This is a genomic window from Halorubrum sp. SP9 (assembly GCF_005435015.1).
In the GTDB taxonomy this organism is placed as follows: Archaea; Halobacteriota; Halobacteria; order Halobacteriales; family Haloferacaceae; genus Halorubrum; species Halorubrum sodomense.
Window position 1 is genome coordinate 1 of sequence record NZ_SGXU01000013.1, and the last position, 17,814, is coordinate 17,814.

A 17,814-nucleotide genomic window follows, 5' to 3' on the forward strand; every position below is an offset into this window, starting at 1 on the left:
GGGCGGCCGGAGCGAAGCGGAGGCCGGCCGACGAGGCTGGGGAGGCGTGAGGTGCGGCCGCTGTGCGGTGGGGCGGGACTCAAAGGGGCAGCCGCGAGGGCGAAGGCGCGCGACGCAAGGACCGCAGGAGCGAGCGAAGCGAGTGACGAGGACCGCAGCGAGCGCACCGAGCCGTCGCGGCTGGGGCTTTGGCGGTGTTCGTCGCGGACCCGTCAGTAACTATTTATAAAAGAGCGGCGGGAAATTCGGCGGTGTTCGCCGCCGAGCCACCGTGAGCTACTTATAACGACACGTCGGTCTCGATGTCCTCGGTCGCCTCGCGGAGGCCGTCCTCGCGGGCGTCGCTCGCGAGCGACCCCTCGATGTCGGCGTCGGTGAGCAGGTCGCGGAACGCGTCGCGGAAGCGGTCGTTCGCCCGCGTGGAGGCGATATCCGTGCGCGCGACCGCGGCGTACCGGGCGACCGTGTCCGGCGGGGCCTCCAGCTCCTCGGCGCACTCGACGATCGAGTTGCCGGCCGCGGTCAGGCGCTTCAGGTCGGCGTACTCGAAGGGCGGATCGGCGCCCTCCTCGCCCCCGCCGCCGTCCACGTCGACCTCGCGGTCCGACTCGCGGACGAGGTGGAGGTCGAGGCGTGCTTTTCGGACCGTCTCGGCGTCGACCTCGGTATCGCCGTCACCGTTCTCCCGCGCTTCGAGCGCCTCCCGGATCGCCGCCGCGATCGCGGCGTCGCCCTCGTCCGCGAACCGGCCGCGGGCGACCAGCGCGTAGGCGGCGTCGTCGAGGGGCGTCGAGAAGCCGTACCGCTCGCGCATCGCGGCGACGAGGTCGCGGAGGCGCTCGTCCGTGGCCTCGTCGTCGCGGTCGACGAGGGTTCCCCGTTCCGCGTCCTGACGCTCGGTGACCGTCTCGGCGCCGGTGGCCTCGACGAACAGGTCGCGGAGGTCGGCGGTCTTCTCGTCCATGGGGTTCGATATACGCGGGGGCGGCAGAAAAGGGTCGTGTCGCGCTCAGACGGCCGCGCCGAGTGAGACGCCGGCCAACCACTCGCCCTTGCGTTCGAAAGTTCGGTTCCGGGCGGTAACTCGCTTACAACCGACTGAATACGCCTTGATTATCGGAATATATAGATCTTCGCACGTAAGCAGGCCTTTTTGTCTTTAAGGATAAGATTTATGTTATATTTTGTCATGTATTACCATGGCTGTGACTGGCAATACAACAAGTAACAGAGGCCGTTCCAACAACGGTCCCGATCACACCTCGCCCGCGGAGCAGTTCGCTCCCGGAACGTTTTCGATAGCCGCACAGGACCCCGAAACCGGGGCGTTCGGCGTCGCGGTCAGTACGGCGCTCGTGGGCGTCGGCGCGCTGTGTCCGTTCGTGAGCGAGAACGCGGCGGTCGCGACCCAATCGTACGTGAATGTATCCCACGGACGAAACGCGGTCGAACTCGCCGACAGGGGCATCTCGGTGTCGACCGCCTGCGAGGCGCTTCTCGAAGACGACCCCCACGACACGTACCGTCAGCTCCACGGCGTGACCGCCGCCGACTCGTTCCGGTACACCGGTGCTGACTGCGTCGACTGGGCCGGCGACACCGCCGGGGACGACTACACGGTCGCCGGCAACATGCTCGACAGCGCCGATGTCGTCGAAGAGGTGAGCCGTGGCTACGCCGACGCCGACGGCTCGTTCGCGGATCGGCTCATATCCGCGCTCGAAGCGGGACAGGCGGCCGGCGGCGACAAGCGCGGGAAAATAAGCGCGGCCCTGCTCATCGCGGCCCCGGAGCCGAAACTGTACCACAACCTCCGGGTGGACAACAGCGACGAGCCGATCTCGGAGCTCCGTGAGGCGTACGACCTCGCCGTCGAGACGGAGGCGGAACTCCCGGCCGTCGCCGAGGATCAACTCGGAGAGTATCCCGACGCGATCGTCGATTTCGGACTGAAACGTTAGCAAATTCACCGATTACGTACACGCAACAATGCGCGATAACACTGCGGACACGAACGAGAGTATCGACAGGCGGCGGTTCCTCGTCGCGACGGGACTGGCGGGCGTCGGCACGACGCTCGCGGGCTGTGCCTCCGGCGGTAACGGCTCCGCCGGCTCGAACGGAGACGGCGGGGGCTCCGACGGTAGCGTCGCGCCGTCGGGCGAGCCGCAGGAGGGCGGCACGCTCATCTGGGGCCACAGCGAAGTGACCCAAGAGCTCGATATCCACATCGCACAGACGGCCGCCTCGTCGCGGTTCCTGAACAACGTTCACGAGACGCTGGTCGGACTGACCAGCGAGCTGGAGATATCCTCCGACCCCGACATCACCCGCCCCGGTCTCGCCTCCGACTGGTCGATCAACGACGACCGGACGGAGTACACGTTCACGCTCCGGGACGGCGTGACGTTCCACGACGGGTCGGAGATGACAAGCAGCGACGTCCGGTACACGATCGAGCGGATCACGAACCCGGATGTCGGCGCGCGGTACAGCGGCGTGTTCACGTCGGTCGAGTCGGTCCAGACGCCCGACGACTCGACGGTCGTCCTCCAGATGAGCGAGCGCTACAACCCCCTGCTCCGACAGCTGGCGTTCACCGGTACGGCGATCATCCCCGAGGGATCCGGCCCGGACCAGGCCTCGAACCCGATCGGCACCGGCCCCTTCGTGTTCGAGTCCCGCCAGCAGGGCAACCGGGCCCAGCTGTCGGCGTTCGACGACTACTGGGGGGAGGGCCCGTACGTCGACGCCCTCGAAGAGCGGACGATGACCGATCCCGACACCCGGCTCACCGGGCTGACCGACGGGGACCTCGACTATATCAACGACATCCCGCTCGACAACATGTCGGACTACGTCGACGGGGCGAACAGCAACGTCCAGACGGCTACCTGGCGGCCGCTGGCGTTCAACCACATGTACCTCCACAACGACCGCCCGCCGTTCGACAGCGTCAACTGGCGGCGGGCGATCGACTTCGCGATCGACAAGCAGGAACTGGTTGAGGGCGCCCTCTTCGGACAGGGCACGACGCTCGCGACCCCGAGCTTCCCGAACAGCCCGTATCGGAACGACGAGCTCGAGCCGCGACCGCAGGACATCGAGCAGGCGCGGACGCTCATCGAGGAGTCGGAGTACGACATGAACGAGTTCGCCCCGCTGGAGTTCAAGGTGACGACGAACTACCCGTGGCACGTCACCGCCGCGACCATCATGGAGCAGTCGTTCTCGGAGCTCGGCCTTGAAGTCGAGATCCAGGAGCTCCAGTGGGGCAACTGGCTGACGCAGGTCACCGCGAACATGGACTACCGGATGGCGATGGTCAACTGGTTCGGGGGCTGGGAGCCCGCGCAGATGTACCGCGGACTCTTCCACTCGGAGGGGTCGTTCAACTCCTTCGCGTACGCCAGCGACGACTTCGACTCGGCCATTGAGAACGCCGAGAGCGCACCGAGCAGGGAGGAGGAGATCGAGTACTACCGCGAGGCACAGCGCGTCCTCCACGAGGAGGTCCCGTCGCCGATGCTGTGGTTCCGCGACGGGGCGATGGCGGCGAAACCCTCCGTCGGCGGCCTCGATACGGTGTTAGCGCCGAACAACACCGAGGTGAACTTCAGCGAGACGTGGCTTGACGAATGAGGTCGGCCATCGACGCGGGGTTCGTCCGGTACGCGGTCCGCCGGTTCGGGCTCCTGATCGTCTCGCTCCTGGGCGTGTCGATCGTCACCTTCGGCATCGTTAACGTGCTTCCGGGCGACGTGGCGCTGCTGATCTTAGGCAACCGGGCGAGCCCCGAGCGGCTGGAGGCGCTCCGGCAGAGCCTCGGGCTGAACCGTCCGATCTGGATACGATACCTCGACTGGCTGACCGGCGTGCTGACCGGCGACATGGGTAACTCCCTTCGGTTCGGCGACCCCGTCGCACAGCTGATCGTCCAGCGGCTACCGGCGAGCGCCTTCCTCGCGGCCGCCGCCGTCACCATCGCGGTCACGGTTGCCATCCCCCTCGGCGTGATCGCCGGCCGCGCCCGGAACACCTGGAAGGACTTCACGACGAGTATCGTCGCGTTCACCGGGATCAGCCTCCCGGACTTCTTCTGGGGACTGGTGTTGATCCTGGTCTTCGCCGAGTTCTTCGCGGTGTTGCCGCCGTCCGGCTACGTGAACCCGGCCGTCGATCCGATCGCCGGGGTCAAACACGTGTTACTACCGGCGATGTCGCTCGGGTTCGCGCTGATGGCGCACCTCACTCGGATGACGCGCTCCTCCCTTATCGAGGAACTCAAATCGGGGTACGTCAAGCTCGCGCAGTCGAAGGGGATCCCGGACCGCGACATCGTCTACCGCCACGCGCTGCGGAACGCGTTTCTCCCCGTGTTGACCGTGATCGGACTCCAGATCGGCTTCTTGTTCAGCGGGATCGTCATCATCGAGCAGGTGTTCGCGTACCCGGGACTGGGCCGGCTCGCGTTCCAAGCGCTGTTGAACCGCGACACCACGCTGATCCAGGGTTCCGTGTTGACGATCGCGACGGTGTTCATGCTCAGTAACCTCGTCGTCGACCTCCTGTACGCGGTCTTGGACCCGCGCGTCCAGGCCGGGGGTGGTGCCTGATGGCGACCCAGAACGCGGACGCGGCGCGGTGGTTGACAGACGCCCGCCGCCGGAAGCTCGCCGAGCTGTTCGACCGGTACCGGTCGAACTCGAAGGCCGTCGCCGGAACGGTGCTCATCGGGCTGTTGCTCGCAGTCGGCCTGCTCGGTCCGTTGTTCGTCTCTCTGGAACAGGCCAACGCCCTGAACATCGCGAACCGCTTCCAGCCGCCGAGCCTCGCGCACCCGATGGGGACCGACCACCTGGGTCGGGACATCCTCCTCCGGATCGTCCTCGGCGCTCGCATCAGCCTGTACATCGGCGGGCTGAGCGTCGGCATCGCCACCGCGGCCGGCGTCCCGCTTGGCGCGATCGCGGGGTACATCGGCGGGAACGTCGACGACGCGATCATGCGGTCGATGGACGTCCTGATGAGCTTCCCGCCGATCCTGCTGGCGCTCACCGTGGTCGCCGTCCTCGGGCCGTCGCTGACGAACGCGATGATCGCGATCGGGATCACGTACATCCCGTACTTCGCTCGGGTCACCCGAAGCGAGGTGGTCTCGGTCGTCGAGGAGGACTTCGTCGAGGCCGCGAAGGCGCTTGGCGAGCGGGACAGTCGCGTCCTGTTCCGCGAGGTCCTGCCCAACGCCGCCGCGCCGATCATCGTTCAGGCGTCGATCAGTCTCGCGTTCGCCATCCTCGCGGCCGCGGGCCTGTCGTTCCTCGGACTCGGTGCGCAGCCACCACAGCCGTCGTGGGGACTGATGATCAGGCAGTCGAAACAGTACCTCACGCAGGCCCCGTGGATGGCGATCTTCCCGGGGCTCGGGATCGCTGCGACCGTCCTCGGGTTCAACCTCCTCGGCGACGGCATTCGCGACGTCCTCGATCCGACCGTGAGCACGGAACTCGGAGCCGAGCATGACGAGTGAACGCACGACATCCCCACGACAGGCGTCGACACCAGCGTCGACCGGTAGAACAGGCACGGAAGACAGACTGCTGACCGTCAGCGGCCTCTCGACGGTGTTCCGCACCGACGAGGGCGTCGTCAACGCCGTCGACGGAGTGGACTTCCACCTCGACCGGGGGGAGATCCTCGGCCTCGTCGGCGAAAGCGGCGCGGGCAAGAGCGCGACCGCTCGCTCCGTCCTCCGCCTCATCGACGATCCGGGCGAGATCGCCGACGGGAGCGTCGAGTTCGAGGGGACCGACGTGCTGTCCCTCTCGCCCGAGCGCCTCCGCGAGTTCCGCGCCGAGAACACCGGGATGGTGTTTCAGGACCCCACGTCGACGCTGAACCCCACGATGACGGTGGGGCGGCAGGTCGCGGAGGCAGTCGAGGCGGCGCGGGACCTCTCGGGCAGCGCCGCGCGCCGAGAGGCGGTCGACCTCCTCGACCGCGTCGGGATCCCCGACGCGGAGACGCGCGCTGACGACTACCCGCACGAGTTTTCCGGCGGACAGAAACAGCGGGTCGTCGTCGCGATCGCGATCGCGTCCGAGCCGGACCTCCTCGTCGCGGACGAGCCGACGACGGCGCTCGACGTGACGATTCAGGCGCAGATCTTAGAGCTGCTCGACGACCTCCGCGAGGAGTTGGGAATGTCAATCCTCTTCATAACCCACGACCTCGGGGTGGTCCGCGAGATCTGCGACCGCGTCGCGGTGATGTACGCCGGGAGCATCGTCGAGTCCGGTCCGGCCGAGGCGCTGTTCACCGACCCGCGTCACCCGTACACCAAGGGGCTGCTCGCGAGTATCACGAGCGTCGACGACGCGACCGCCCCCGACGACCGCGACCGCCTCGACGTGATCGAGGGGCAGATGCCGGACCTCACCGGCTCCGCGGCCGAGTGTAAGTACGCCGACCGGTGTCCGGGCGCGACCGAGGAGTGTCGCCAGGCGCATCCCGACTTGGAGCCGGTCCCGGACGACCCCGGGCGCTCGGTCGCCTGCTACCGACACGAACACGTCGAGGAGATGGCGTACGACTACGACCACGAGTCGGGATCGCTCTCTTGGCAGACGGACCGCATCGACGACCGGACCGACGACGCGTCCGGCCCGGTCCTAGAGGCCGAGGGGCTGACGAAACACTTCGACACGAGCAGCCTTCTCGGGCGACTCCTCGGCGACCCGGATCCTGTCCGGGCGGTCGACGGTATCGACATCGAGATCGAGGCCGGCTCGACGCTGGGGCTGGTCGGCGAGTCCGGTTGCGGCAAGTCGACGGCCGCCCGGACGCTGCTCCGCCTCATCGAGCCGACCGACGGCTCGGTGACGTACCGTGAGACCGACGTGACGACGGCGGAGTCCGACGAGCTCCGCTCGCTACGCCGCGACCTCCAGATCGTCTTCCAAGACCCGCAGTCGAGTCTGAACCCGCGGCGAACGGTCCGTCAGATCGTTCGCCGGCCGATGGACCTCCACGACATCGGCGCGCAGCCGGGCCGCCCGGACCGCGTCGCGGAACTGATCGACGCGGTCGGCCTCGACGAGTCGCACCTCGAACGATACCCGCACGAGCTGTCCGGCGGCCAACAGCAGCGCGTGGGGATCGCCCGCGCCCTCGCCGTGAACCCCGAGGTGCTCATCCTCGACGAGCCGGTCAGCGGGCTCGACGTCTCCGTCCAGGCGCAGATCTTGAACCTGCTGGCCGACCTCCAGGAGGAGCTGGGGCTGGTGTACCTGCTTATCAGCCACGACCTCTCCGTCGTCGAGTACGTCTGCGACCGCGTCGCGGTGATGTACCTCGGTGAGATCGTCGAACACGGCCCCACGGCGGAGGTGTTCGAGCCGCCGTACCACCCGTACACCGAGTCGCTGCTGTCAGCGATCCCCGGCCTGGAGGACGACGACGACCGGATCTTCCTCGAGGGGAACGTGCCGGACCCGTCGAACGTCCCCTCCGGCTGTCGCTTCCACCCGCGCTGCCCGCGGAAGATCGGCGAGGTCTGCGAGCAGGAGGACCCGACCGACCACGCGGTCGACGGCGAGACGATCGGCTGTCACCTCATGCGCGAGGAGTACGCGGACGAAGTAGACTGGAACTCGGTCGACTGACGTCCGGGACGTGCCGGGTCCTCAGTCCTTCTCTCCGTTGCTCACACCAACCCACCCACGGTAAAGACCACGTAACAGCACGCCACCAGCACGCCCGAGTGAAGCAGCGCGGCGTAGCGCCCCCGAGCCGCGGTCCCGGCGAACCACCCGGACGCCAGCACCGTCGCCTGCGTGACGACGTACAGCCGGAAGCGCTCCAGTTCCGGATGAACCCCGCTCGGCTCCGAGACCGCCTCCGAGGCGGCGGCGATCTCAGCGAGGCGCGCGGCGTCGACCACCTGCGTGTTCACGACCGCGACGACGCCGGCGACGAGGACCGCCGCGCCCCAGCCGACCGCGATGTACGGCTGCATCGACGAGCGGAGCGCGCGCTGCTCGCTGTACAGCCGCCCGACCTCGATCCGGAGCGTCTCGAACACCGCGTCGGCGTCGCCGCCGGCGTTCAGCGCGCCCGTGACGAGCCCGAGGGTCGCGGCCGCTAGGGGGGTTCCCACGCGGTCGACGAACCGATCGATCGCGGCCGCGCGGACGTCGACCGCGGCCGGTTCCCCGGCGGGGCCGGCGCCCGCTCGGGTCGCCTCCTCGGGCGCCGTCGTCGAGCGCAGCGCGAACGCGAGGTCGGCCACGTCGTCGTCGAGGACGCCGAGGTCCGCGTCGCGCGCGACCGCCGCGACCGCGGCTTCGAGCGGACGCCCCTGCGCGACGTGGCCCGAGACGGCGTGGACGAAGTCGGCCAGCTCGCGGTCCTTCGCGTCGTCGATCCGGGTGCGTCGCGCCGCGACGAGTCCGACCGGCACCGCGAAGGCGGCGTACCCGAGCAGGACGACGTTGACAAGCGTGTAGCCCGCGAGCGCGAGCCAGCCCGCGAGCGCGGCGGCCGGCCCCGCGACGACGACCGCCGTGCTCGCGGGGTTGCGGCCGGCCGTCTCGAGGACCGCCCGCGGGCTCGCGGGCGTCTCGTAGCTCGCGCGCTGGCTCGGCGGCCGGAGCGTCCCGACCGCGACCGCGGCCGCGAGCCCGAACGCGACGAGGAACGCGACCGCCCCGTAGAGGACGACCGCCCGCGTCGGCACCACGCCGACGGGCGTGGGAACCGGCGGAAGCAGCTCGGGGATCACGACCGACAGCGCGGTCGCGCCGATGACGATCAGCGCCGGCAACACCAGCAGGGCGACGAACAGCTCCGTGAGCAGTTCGAGGAACCGCCGGGCCCGCTTCCGGGCGCGGTCCTGTCGGTGGGATAACATTCGGCGCTCGGTCGCGAGGAACTCCGAGAGCGCCGCGTCGCCGGTCGCGGCGTGCTTCCGGAACTTCAACAGGAACGGCGCGAGCAGCTCCCGCGACGGCGTGTCCCGGGCGACCCGCCGGAGCCCCTCGTCTAAGCTCCCGGCGAGGCGGGCGGCGTTGAGCGCCTTTCGCAGCGAGGTCGCGGTGCCGCCGTACGCGTCGCCGTCGGCCGCCTTCCGGAGCATCGCCCGCGGCTCGTCGCTCCCCGAGGAGAGCAGTTCGAGGTACCGCACCGCCCCGGGGAGAGTGCGCTCGATGTCCGTCCGACGCGTCGAGGCCACCCACCGGAGGCCGAGCCCGGCGGCCGCCACGGTCGCGCGCTTCGCGAGGAGCGCGACCGCGACCGCGACGAGCAGCGCGGCCCGCCCGGTCCGGAGCGGGCCGACCGAGTCCGGCGTCGGCGCGGGCGCCGCCGTCGGTCCCGACGAGAGCAGCGCCGCGCCGAACCGCGCCTCGACCGCGGCCGCGACCGCGGGCGCGGCCCCCGCGGCGACGACCAACGCCGGGAGGAAGACGGCGACCGCGACGACCCACGAGAGGCCGTAGGCCCGCGAGAGGTACGTCTCGAAGCCGGTGTCGAGCGCGGTGCCGCGGTACCGCTTCCGATCGGCGTCGTGTCGGCGGTCGCTCGCGTGCCGCGCGAACAGCGCGTAGCAGACGCGGTCGAGGACCGCCAGCCGGCCGCCCGTCGCGAGCGACTCGTTCGCGCCCGCCCCGGCCGTCCCGGTCGTGCGACGCCGGCTCACCGCCGCCCCTCCTCCGCGCGCTCGGCTCTCTCGTCGCCCCGATCCATCGTCCGGGCGGCGCGCTCGACGGTCGCCGCCTCGTCGGTGCGCAGGTCGGCGAGGAACTCGAAGAGCTCGTCCGGGCCGTCGACCCCATCCCGCACGAGGTACTCGACGTACCGGCGCTTCGATTCGAACTCGGCGGCGACGGCCTCGCGGTCCCGATCGGTCCGGTTCGCGATCCGGTCGAACACGCGGAACCGCGGGCCACCCCCGCGACCGCCGCCCGGAGCGTCGCTCGACCGAGTCGCGCCCGCTCCCTCGGCTCCGTCGCCGCCCGGGGCACCGGGGAATCGGAACGCCCCGTCGCCGTCGCGCCAGGCGACCGTGTTGTAGGGGACGGACTCTGCGCCGGTCTCGACGACGCCCGCCCCGCCCCGTTTCGGGTCGCCGGTCGGGCTCCGTTTCGCCTCCGGGTCGAGGCCGTCGTACGCGGCCTCGGAGAGGGGTTCGATCGCCCGGGAGACGTAGCGCTCGCCGTCGACCTGTCGGGGGAAGACGACGAGGTCGACCTCGCGGAGCAGACGGGCGGACAGGTCCCGGTCGCGGAGGCGGTTGGCCAGCGCCTCGACGTCTTCCGCGTGCGTCGTCCCGATCACGCCGTGGCCGGTGTTCAGGCTCTCCGCGAAGGTCTCGAAGCTCTCGGGCGTGTTGATCTCGGCTATCACCTCGACGTCGGGATTCAGGTAGTTGGCTTCGGTCATCAGCTCCGCCATGCCCACCGACTTGTAGGCGTCCTCGTGGTCCCGGGTGGTGAGCGAGACGCCCGTCTCGTGGGGAAGTCGGACCTCGCGGGACCCCTCGTCGACGGAGACCGGGCGGGCGTCGAAGGGGATGAACGGCGCGTGGGCGTTCAGCAGCGTCGTCTTTCCCACGCCGGTCGGGCCGGCGAAGAGGACGACGCCGCGGTGTTCGTACAGCAGCCACAAGAGCGTCACCAGGTCGGACGACAGCGTTCCCCGACCGATCAGGTCGACCGGTGTGAGCGCGTCCGCCCGCTGCTTCCGGATCGAGACGTGCGGGCCGCCCTCGGAGATGACCGGGAGCGCCACCGCACACCGGATCGTCTGTGGCACCCCGTCCAGTTCGAGGTTCACCTTCGCGGAGGGCGTCGAGGCGTTCAGCTCCGTGCCGTCGCGGGCGGCGATCCCCGTGACGACGTTGACGAACGTCGTCTCCTCTCCGAACGCGAGGTTCGTCGGGATACGGGCGCCGGCTTCGGGGGCGTCGTCGGCCTCGAAGCTCTCCGCCTCGCCCGCCGCGCCCGAAAGCATCGACGCCCGCGGAACGACCTTCACGCGCTCGCCGACGCGGTTCGCCTCCACGTCTTCGAGGTGGGGGTCGCGGATCGGGACCGTGAGGATCCCCTCCCCGACGAAGTCGCGCAACACGTAGTACGCCAGGTCGTCGAGCCGGTCGCGGGCGTACCGCGAGTCGACCGGCGGCGCGGCGAGCCCCCGGTCAGCGAGCGCCGACCTCACCCGGTGGACCGCGGCGTCGAACCACTCGCGGGTGTTACGCGCGGTCAGCCGCCGCGAGAGGAATCGGCGCGCGCGGGCGGCGACGAACGACTCGCGGTCCTCCACCACGTCGCTCACGGTGGTCTCCCAGATCCGCGATTTACACTCTTCGATGAGCGCCTCGTCGCCCGGGAGCAGGTCCGGTTCCAACACGGCGTACTTCGTCTCGAACGCGTCGGAGCCGAGCAGCCGCTCGCGGTAGACGACCACGTCGACCGCGAGCCCGGCGAACTCGACGGCGTACTGCGCAAGTCGCTCGGCGGCCACCCGTTCGACGTAGTCGGCGTCCGCGTCGATGCCGGTCTCGAGCGGGGCGAACGTCTCGGTGTGGACCACCAGTTCGCGGTCGTCTCCGATGTCGGCCACCGCGATCCGGTCGTCCAAGGCGACCGGGGTGAGCTCGCCGAGCAGCCGGAACTCCCGCAGCGCGTGGTAATCGATCCGCCGGCGCGCGGCAGCGCTCGCGTCGACCAGTCGGTCGATCGCCTGCTCGTACTTCGATTCGAACCCGCGCTCGGCGCGCTCGACGACGCCGACCCGCGTGAGCGGGCGGCGGTGGCCGACCGCCGAGAAGTGGTTGCGGACGCGCTCGAGCGCGCGCTCGTCGGCGGGCGACAGCGGCGGCTCGCGGACGTCGTAGCCGAACCGCCCGCCGTCGCGCTCGCGGACCGTCGCGACCACGCCGGGAGCCGCCTCGTACTGCGCCCGGACGTCGGGCGCGTACCACGCCTCCGGGTCGTCCGGCGGCACCGGCGCCGGGACGGAGTCGTCGGCGTCGCCCGACTCCTCGCCGATCCGCAGGGTTGGGCCGTCACTCACCGTGCCGTCCCCCGCGCTCGCAGAGCGCCCGTCGTCGTCCCCGAACCGCCGCGCGCCGCGGTCCCGATCTTCCGCGTCATCGTTCGATCCACGGGTGACCGACGGCTCCGTTTAACCGTTTCTTTTCTGTCACAGTGCGTTCATTTCGGGCCGCGGAAACGTTCGATCGGCCGTTCGTCCTTCGCCGTCACGAAGGCCGCTACGGCGGAATCATAGACGTTGACGATCGTTCATAACTATCGTGACGTGTGGAAACGAATTTATGACATCACACGTAATTCGCGTTCCACGCCTCAATGAGCACGTCACTGTCGAGCGACGTTCAGCGCGCCTTTCTGCGCTATCAGCACGTCTTCGTGTTCCTCGCCCCGCTCCTGTTCGTCGCGGGGGTGTACGCCTTCGCGCCGACGCCCCCCGACGCCGGGGTCGGCTACTGGACCGAGTACTGGTGGCTGTTCCTGGCGTTCGCCACCGGCGCCACCGTCGTCAACACCGTCGGAATAAGCGGGTCGGCGCTGTTCGTGCCGTTCCTCATCTTCGTCTTCCCGCTGGTCGCGTATCCCCTGGAGCCGACGACGCTGGTACAGATCGGGCTCATCAGCGAGTCGTTCGGCCTGTCGAGCTCGTCGCTCGCGTTCATCCAGTACGGGCTCGTCGACCGGCGTCTCTCGCTGTCGCTCGTGCTGGGGGGTATCCCCTTCGTGGTCGGCGGGGCGCTGCTCTCCTTCGTCATCCCCGAGCCCCTGTTCCACGCGCTGTTGGGGATCGCCCTGCTGGCGGCCGCGTACTTGCTTTTCAAGGCCAATCTGGCTCACGGCGACCCGACCGAAAGCGAGGCGGACGAGGAGGTCGCGACCGACGGCGGGTCGGCGCGGGACCTCCCCGACGACGAGAACAAGCTCGGGCCCGCGGGCGTCGACACCGACGACTCCGGCACCGTCACCCGCGTCGACCGCGACGGCGACGACTACACGTACTCCCGGGGCGGCTACCTCGAACGGTTCCTCAACTACAGCGTCGGCGGGGTGTTCCAGGGGCTCGCCGGCTTCGGCATCGGCGAGCTCGGGATCATCTCGATGCTCCGCACGCAGGTGCCGGTGCGCGTCGCCATCGGCACGAACCACATCGTCGTCGCGACGACGGCCGTGCTGGCCTCGGTGGTTCACGTGTTCGGCGGCGGACTGGTCGGCGGCCACGCGATCGACCTGGCGACGACGCCGTGGAACATGGTCGTCTGGACGGTCCCGGCGACGACGCTCGGCGGCCAGGTCGCGCCGTACGTCTCGACGGCGCTGGACACGGGGACGATCAAGGCGGGCGTGGGCGGGCTGTTCGCGGTCATCGCCGTCGCGCTGTTCGCGATGGCCGGCGGCGGGATCTGAGCCGACGGGATCGCTGACGCCGCGCTTTTGTGCGTTCGCGCCGCATCGACGGTATGCGCGCAGCCGTCTTCAACGGCCCCGGCGAGATCGGCGTCGAAGAGCGACCCCGCCCCGAGATCGAGGCCCCCACGGACGCGATCGTCCGCGTCACCCACACCGCGATCTGCGGCTCCGACCTCTGGTTCTACCGCGGCGACAGCGACCGCGACGCGGGCTCCCCGGTCGGCCACGAGCCGATGGGAATCGTCGAGGCGGTGGGCGACGATGTCACCGCCGTCGACCCGGGCGACCGCGTCCTCGCCCCCTTCGCCATCTCCTGTGGCGAGTGCGAGTTCTGCCGGAAGGGGCTCCACACGTCCTGCGAGAACGGCGACTCGTGGGGCGGCGACAACGGCGGCGGCCAGGGCGAGTACGTCCGCTCGACCCACGCCAACGGCACCCTCGTCCGCGTCCCAGACCGGCACGCCGACGACGAGGACACGCTCCGGTCGCTACTCCCGCTCACCGACGTCATGGGCACCGGCCATCACGCGGCCGTCAGCGCGGGCGTCGAGGAGGGGTCGACCGTGGCCGTCATCGGTGACGGCGCGGTCGGGCTCTGCGGCGTCCTCGCGGCCCGCCGGCTCGGCGCCGAGCGCATCGTCGCGGTCGGGCACCACGAGGACCGCCTCGAACTCGCCGCGGAGTTCGGCGCCACCGAGACCGTCTCCGAGCGCGGGGAGGCCGCGGTCGAGCGCATCCGAGAGCTCACCTACGGCGGGCCGAACCACGTGATGGAGTGCGTCGGCGCCGCGAGCGCGATGAACACCGCGATCGACGCCGTCCGTCCCGGCGGGACGATCGGGTACGTCGGCGTCCCCTACGGCGTCGAGGAGGCGGGACTCGACGTGTTCGGCATGTTCGGCCAGAACGTCACGCTCGCGGGCGGCGTCGCCCCCGTCCGCGCGTACGCCGACGAGCTGATGACGGACGTGCTCCAGGGGACGCTCGACCCCGCGCCGGTCTTCACCGAGACGGTCGGCCTCGACGACGTGGCCGAAGGGTACCGGATGATGGACGAGCGCGAGGCGATCAAGGTGCTGGTGAAGCCCCACGGCGACGCGTAACCGGCCGCGAGAACGCGTCTCCCGTTCGATTCGGCGTAACCTTTAGAAGCGTTCGTCCCTTGCTACTCGTTGTCATGTGCCACCACCACGACGAGGCGATGACCTGGGAGGAGGTCCAGGCGCGTCACCGGTCCGAGGAGGCGGACGAGCTCGACGACACCCCCGACGTCGACGCGGTCGACGAGCCGGCGGGCGAGACGGAGGAGACCGAGCCCCCGGCGGAGCCGCGCGCCCCGGCCGACGACTGACGCGGTCGGGCACGACCCCGCCTCGAACCCCGATTTTCTATGCGCGCTCCGTGCCGAAGAGCGGCTGCGTCGACGCGTTCGCTCCGAATTTCAGGCCCGTCCTGAACGTCCTCAGGATCTCATCGAAGTCGTTCTGTCGGCGAAATACTATGACCGTCGCGGTACTCGCTCCGATAGCTTCGCCACGGAGTTCCACGCATGAGTTCGATACGCCGCCGCACCCGGACCGACGACGCGGGCACGGTAGTGATCGCCGGATGAGACGACCCTCGGCCCGCGTCTCGACGCTCGCCGTGATCGTCGCGCTGCTGCTCGCTGTCGGCGTCGGGTTCGCGGGAAGCCCGCTCGCACAGGGCGACGGCGACGTGAACGGGGCGTTCCTCGACGAGGAGGGCGACCCGATCGCCGCCGACCGGCCGATCGACGGCGACGCCGCGACCGCCGAGCCGGCGCTGGTCTCGCCCCGGACGCTCGGCGCGGTCGGAGTCGCCGTCGTGGCCGCGTTACTCCTCGTCGCCGTAGTCCGCCGCGCAGACCGCTAACCCGGCTTCCTGTCGACCGCGGTTCGCGAGGTCAGCTCACAGCGGCTCGATCAGCTCGACGACGTGGCCGTCGGGGTCCTTCACGAAGGCGACCCGCGCGCCGGCCTCCGGGTGGTCGGTCGGCGCCTCCACGACGCCGTGGTGGTCGACGTCCTCGAACGCCGCGTCCACGTCGTCGACGCCGACGGCGACGTGGTCGTAGCGGTCGCCGTCCGCGCTCGGCGCCTCCCCGGGCGTGTCCGACAGCTGGAACTCGACGCCGTTGCCGTCCGCGACGTACACGTTGCGCGTGTCGCCGTCCGCGACCGTGAACTCCCAGGAGCGCTCGAACCCGAGCTCGTCGACGTACCAGTCGGCGGCCCGGTCGGCGTCCGCCACGTTCAGGCAGGTGTGGAGAATCTCCATGCGTCGGCGTCGCGCGGCAGCGGCATAAATGCCCGACCGTCGTCTCGCCGGCCCCGCGTCGTTACGGGCGAGTCGTCGGTTCGCTGACCCCCGCGCAGCCGACGCCCCATCCTCGCCGATTTCCCCGAGCAATCTTGTCGCTCGCGCTCGTACGCCCCGCATGGACCGCAATGCGGTGCGCCGCGCGTGGGACGAGGTCGCGGAGACGTACGCCGCCCGCCGCGACCCCGACGGCTCGGACGCGGCGCTGATCGACGACCTGCGCGACGCCCTCGCGGACGACCCCGAGACCGACTCCGCCGCCGATCCGTCCGTCCTCGACGTGGGCTGCGGCGACGGCGCCCGCACCCTCGCGAACCTGCCGCCGGGCAGCGTCGGACTCGACGTCTCCCGGCGCGGGCTCGAGCTCGCGGCCGAGACGGTGCCCGACGCCCGCCTCGTCCACGGCGAGATGTCCGCGCTCCCGTTCGCGGCCGACCGCTTCGACGCGGTCACGGCGTACCACGCGGTGTTTCACGTCGCGCGCGAGCGCCACCCCGAGGTGTACGACGAGTTCGCCCGCGTCCTCCGCCCGGGTGGCCGGGTTCTCATGACCCTCCCGAGCGGCCGGTTCGAGACGGTTCGCCGCGGCTGGATGGGCGGGGAGATGTTCTTCTCCGCGCCCGGCCGCGAGCGCACGCTCGACCAGCTCCGGGCGGCGGGGTTCACTGACGTCGAGACGCGGACCGCGACCGACCCCCTCGGGAGTAGTACCGAGTTCGCGTTCGCGAGGCTGGCGGGCGAGGGCAAAGAGGACCGAACGCAGCCGTGACCGACCCCGACGAGGTGCCCCACGACGTGCGGGCGAGCCTCGACCAACTGCTCGCGGAGGCGCAGGCGGCCGCCGAGCGCGGCGACGCCGACACCGCGCGCGCCCTGCTCGACACCGCGGAGACGGTGGCGACGAACAAGCTCCCGCCCGGCGAGCGGCGCGACCGGGTCCGGTGGGGCTGTGCGGCCGCGCGCGACGCCCTCCCGAACGGCGACCTCGCGGCCGCGTACGCGGCGGCGGCCGCCGATGTCGTCGGCGAGCCGAACCCCTGACTTTTGATCCCCGAGCGCCTCCCCTCACGTATGCGCGTCGCCTCCCTCCTCCCCTCCGCCACGGAGACGCTGTTCGCGCTCGGCGTCGAGCCGGTCGGCGTGTCGCACAGCGGCGACCACCCGCCCGCGGCCCACGACCTGCCGACGCTGACGAGCACGGTCGTCGACCACGCCGACCGCTCCGCGGCCGAGGTCGACGAGCAGATGCGCGACGTCGACGGCGCCGTCTACGACCTCGACGAGGATCGGCTCGCCGCCTTGGAACCGGACCTGCTCGTCACGCAGGCGACCTGCGACGTCTGCGCGGTCGACGCGAGCGAGGTCCGCGCGGCCGCCGCGCGCCTCGACCCCGAGCCCGACGTGCTCGCCTTGGACCCCCACTCGTTCGGGGACGCGCTCGACGACGTGGAACGCATCGGCGCCGCGGTCGGCGCGGAGGCGGCGGCGAGCGACCTCCGGGCCGACCTCCGTGAGCGCGTCGACGCGGTCCGCGAGCGCGCCGAGCGGGCGGTCGCCGACGCGGGCCGGCCCCGCGTCGCCGTCCTCGACTGGACGGAGCCGCCGCTCCGGGCGGGCCACTGGGTGCGCGACATGGTCGAGCTCGCCGGCGGCGACCCCGCGTTCCAGCCGGACGGCCCCTCCGAGCCGGTGGCGTGGGAGGACCTGCGGGCACACGACCCGGAGGCGCTCGTCGTCGCGCCCTGCGGGTTCGACCGCGACCGCGCCGTCGACGCGGTCGACGACCTCGCGGCACGGCCCGGGTCCGACGAGATCGCGGCGGTCGCGGAGGGTCGCGTCTACGCCGTCGACGGCAACGGGCTGTTCAACCGACCGAGCCACCGGCTCGTCGACTCGCTGGAGGCGCTGTTCGCGTGTCTCCATCCCGATCACGCCGCGACCGAGCCGGGCGACCGCGAACGGATCGCGCGCGTCGACGCGGCGACGCCCTCGGTGCGCGCCGACGGCGGGTGAC

At 70.6% G+C, this 17,814-nt stretch carries 16 protein-coding genes; 12 read left to right on the forward strand and 4 right to left on the reverse strand.

Annotated features, from left to right (window positions below; translation table 11 throughout):
* Positions 1-280: 280 nt before the first annotated feature.
* Positions 281-964 (reverse strand): hypothetical protein, encoded by a 684-nt coding sequence (locus EXE45_RS09240; RefSeq protein WP_137694152.1) that lies wholly within the window; start codon positions 962-964, stop codon positions 281-283.
* A gap of 235 nt (positions 965-1,199) precedes the next feature.
* Between EXE45_RS09240 and EXE45_RS09245 the strand changes: the two genes are divergently transcribed.
* Genes EXE45_RS09245 through EXE45_RS09265 form a run of 5 tightly spaced genes read left to right on the forward strand, consistent with a single transcriptional unit; the run spans position 1,200 to position 7,664 of the window.
* Positions 1,200-1,961, forward strand: coding sequence for a DUF1028 domain-containing protein (locus tag EXE45_RS09245; RefSeq protein ID WP_137694153.1), 762 nt, complete (start codon positions 1,200-1,202; stop codon positions 1,959-1,961).
* 28 nt (positions 1,962-1,989) lie between these two features.
* The gene (locus tag EXE45_RS09250; protein ID WP_241989453.1) at positions 1,990-3,642 is read left to right on the forward strand and encodes an ABC transporter substrate-binding protein; all 1,653 of its coding nucleotides are present in this window, start codon (positions 1,990-1,992) and stop codon (positions 3,640-3,642) included.
* A complete protein-coding gene (locus EXE45_RS09255) occupies positions 3,639-4,616 on the forward strand; it encodes an ABC transporter permease (protein WP_137694154.1) in 978 nt (325 codons plus the stop codon). The genes EXE45_RS09250 and EXE45_RS09255 overlap by 4 nt, the downstream gene beginning before the upstream one ends.
* The gene (locus tag EXE45_RS09260; protein ID WP_137694155.1) at positions 4,616-5,530 is read left to right on the forward strand and encodes an ABC transporter permease; all 915 of its coding nucleotides are present in this window, start codon (positions 4,616-4,618) and stop codon (positions 5,528-5,530) included. The genes EXE45_RS09255 and EXE45_RS09260 overlap by 1 nt, the downstream gene beginning before the upstream one ends.
* Positions 5,520-7,664: an ABC transporter ATP-binding protein gene (locus EXE45_RS09265; RefSeq protein ID WP_137694156.1), complete on the forward strand. Its 2,145-nt coding sequence runs from the start codon at positions 5,520-5,522 to the stop codon at positions 7,662-7,664. Before EXE45_RS09260 ends, EXE45_RS09265 begins: the two co-directional genes overlap by 11 nt.
* Before the next feature lie 41 nt (positions 7,665-7,705).
* On the opposite strand, the gene EXE45_RS09270 is transcribed toward EXE45_RS09265, so the two are convergent.
* Together EXE45_RS09270 and EXE45_RS09275 are read right to left on the reverse strand one after the other, a co-directional pair.
* Positions 7,706-9,697 carry a type II secretion system F family protein gene (locus EXE45_RS09270; RefSeq protein WP_137694157.1) on the reverse strand — a complete coding sequence of 664 codons (1,992 nt, stop codon included), beginning with the start codon at positions 9,695-9,697 and terminating at the stop codon, positions 7,706-7,708.
* On the reverse strand, positions 9,694-12,075 hold the full coding sequence (locus EXE45_RS09275) for a type II/IV secretion system ATPase subunit (RefSeq protein WP_137694158.1): 2,382 nt from the start codon (positions 12,073-12,075) through the stop codon (positions 9,694-9,696). Before EXE45_RS09275 ends, EXE45_RS09270 begins: the two co-directional genes overlap by 4 nt.
* Before the next feature lie 296 nt (positions 12,076-12,371).
* Between EXE45_RS09275 and EXE45_RS09280 the strand changes: the two genes are divergently transcribed.
* The 4 genes from EXE45_RS09280 (at position 12,372) to EXE45_RS09290 (ending at position 15,353) form a co-directional block, all read left to right on the forward strand.
* Complete coding sequence (locus EXE45_RS09280) at positions 12,372-13,457, forward strand: sulfite exporter TauE/SafE family protein (RefSeq protein WP_092920738.1); 1,086 nt, start codon at positions 12,372-12,374, stop codon at positions 13,455-13,457.
* Positions 13,458-13,510: 53 nt separating this feature from the next.
* Positions 13,511-14,563: a zinc-dependent alcohol dehydrogenase family protein gene (locus tag EXE45_RS09285; protein WP_137694159.1), complete on the forward strand. Its 1,053-nt coding sequence runs from the start codon at positions 13,511-13,513 to the stop codon at positions 14,561-14,563.
* Between the two features lie 74 nt (positions 14,564-14,637).
* Positions 14,638-14,811 carry a hypothetical protein gene (locus tag EXE45_RS20415; protein WP_167603338.1) on the forward strand — a complete coding sequence of 58 codons (174 nt, stop codon included), beginning with the start codon at positions 14,638-14,640 and terminating at the stop codon, positions 14,809-14,811.
* Between the two features lie 257 nt (positions 14,812-15,068).
* Complete coding sequence (locus EXE45_RS09290; protein WP_137694160.1) at positions 15,069-15,353, forward strand: hypothetical protein; 285 nt, start codon at positions 15,069-15,071, stop codon at positions 15,351-15,353.
* Between the two features lie 36 nt (positions 15,354-15,389).
* On the opposite strand, the gene EXE45_RS09295 is transcribed toward EXE45_RS09290, so the two are convergent.
* A complete protein-coding gene (locus EXE45_RS09295) occupies positions 15,390-15,758 on the reverse strand; it encodes a VOC family protein (protein ID WP_137694161.1) in 369 nt (122 codons plus the stop codon).
* A gap of 160 nt (positions 15,759-15,918) precedes the next feature.
* On the opposite strand from EXE45_RS09295, the gene EXE45_RS09300 reads away from it, so the two are divergent.
* From EXE45_RS09300 to EXE45_RS09310, 3 genes are read left to right on the forward strand one after another with little or no spacing between them, the layout of a single operon-like run.
* A complete protein-coding gene (locus EXE45_RS09300) occupies positions 15,919-16,569 on the forward strand; it encodes a class I SAM-dependent methyltransferase (RefSeq protein WP_137694162.1) in 651 nt (216 codons plus the stop codon).
* Positions 16,566-16,841 (forward strand): hypothetical protein, encoded by a 276-nt coding sequence (locus EXE45_RS09305; protein ID WP_092920744.1) that lies wholly within the window; start codon positions 16,566-16,568, stop codon positions 16,839-16,841. Before EXE45_RS09300 ends, EXE45_RS09305 begins: the two co-directional genes overlap by 4 nt.
* A 30-nt stretch (positions 16,842-16,871) precedes the next feature.
* Entirely contained in the window at positions 16,872-17,813 is a 942-nt protein-coding gene (locus EXE45_RS09310; protein WP_137694163.1) for an ABC transporter substrate-binding protein, read from the forward strand.
* Position 17,814: the final 1 nt, after the last annotated feature.

Bases quoted from the DNA above. Each gene is read 5' to 3' on its own strand.
- EXE45_RS20415 (WP_167603338.1), top strand. From the start codon at position 14,638: ATGTGCCACCACCACGACGAGGCGATGACCTGGGAGGAGGTCCAGGCG.
- EXE45_RS09260 (WP_137694155.1), top strand. From the start codon at position 4,616: ATGGCGACCCAGAACGCGGACGCGGCGCGGTGGTTGACAGACGCCCGC.
- EXE45_RS09310 (WP_137694163.1), top strand. From the start codon at position 16,872: ATGCGCGTCGCCTCCCTCCTCCCCTCCGCCACGGAGACGCTGTTCGCG.
- EXE45_RS09295 (WP_137694161.1), bottom strand. From the start codon at position 15,758: ATGGAGATTCTCCACACCTGCCTGAACGTGGCGGACGCCGACCGGGCC.
- EXE45_RS09245 (WP_137694153.1), top strand. From the start codon at position 1,200: ATGGCTGTGACTGGCAATACAACAAGTAACAGAGGCCGTTCCAACAAC.
- EXE45_RS09265 (WP_137694156.1), top strand. From the start codon at position 5,520: ATGACGAGTGAACGCACGACATCCCCACGACAGGCGTCGACACCAGCG.
- EXE45_RS09250 (WP_241989453.1), top strand. From the start codon at position 1,990: ATGCGCGATAACACTGCGGACACGAACGAGAGTATCGACAGGCGGCGG.
- EXE45_RS09290 (WP_137694160.1), top strand. From the start codon at position 15,069: ATGAGACGACCCTCGGCCCGCGTCTCGACGCTCGCCGTGATCGTCGCG.
- EXE45_RS09280 (WP_092920738.1), top strand. From the start codon at position 12,372: ATGAGCACGTCACTGTCGAGCGACGTTCAGCGCGCCTTTCTGCGCTAT.
- EXE45_RS09300 (WP_137694162.1), top strand. From the start codon at position 15,919: ATGGACCGCAATGCGGTGCGCCGCGCGTGGGACGAGGTCGCGGAGACG.
- EXE45_RS09240 (WP_137694152.1), bottom strand. From the start codon at position 964: ATGGACGAGAAGACCGCCGACCTCCGCGACCTGTTCGTCGAGGCCACC.
- EXE45_RS09285 (WP_137694159.1), top strand. From the start codon at position 13,511: ATGCGCGCAGCCGTCTTCAACGGCCCCGGCGAGATCGGCGTCGAAGAG.
- EXE45_RS09255 (WP_137694154.1), top strand. From the start codon at position 3,639: ATGAGGTCGGCCATCGACGCGGGGTTCGTCCGGTACGCGGTCCGCCGG.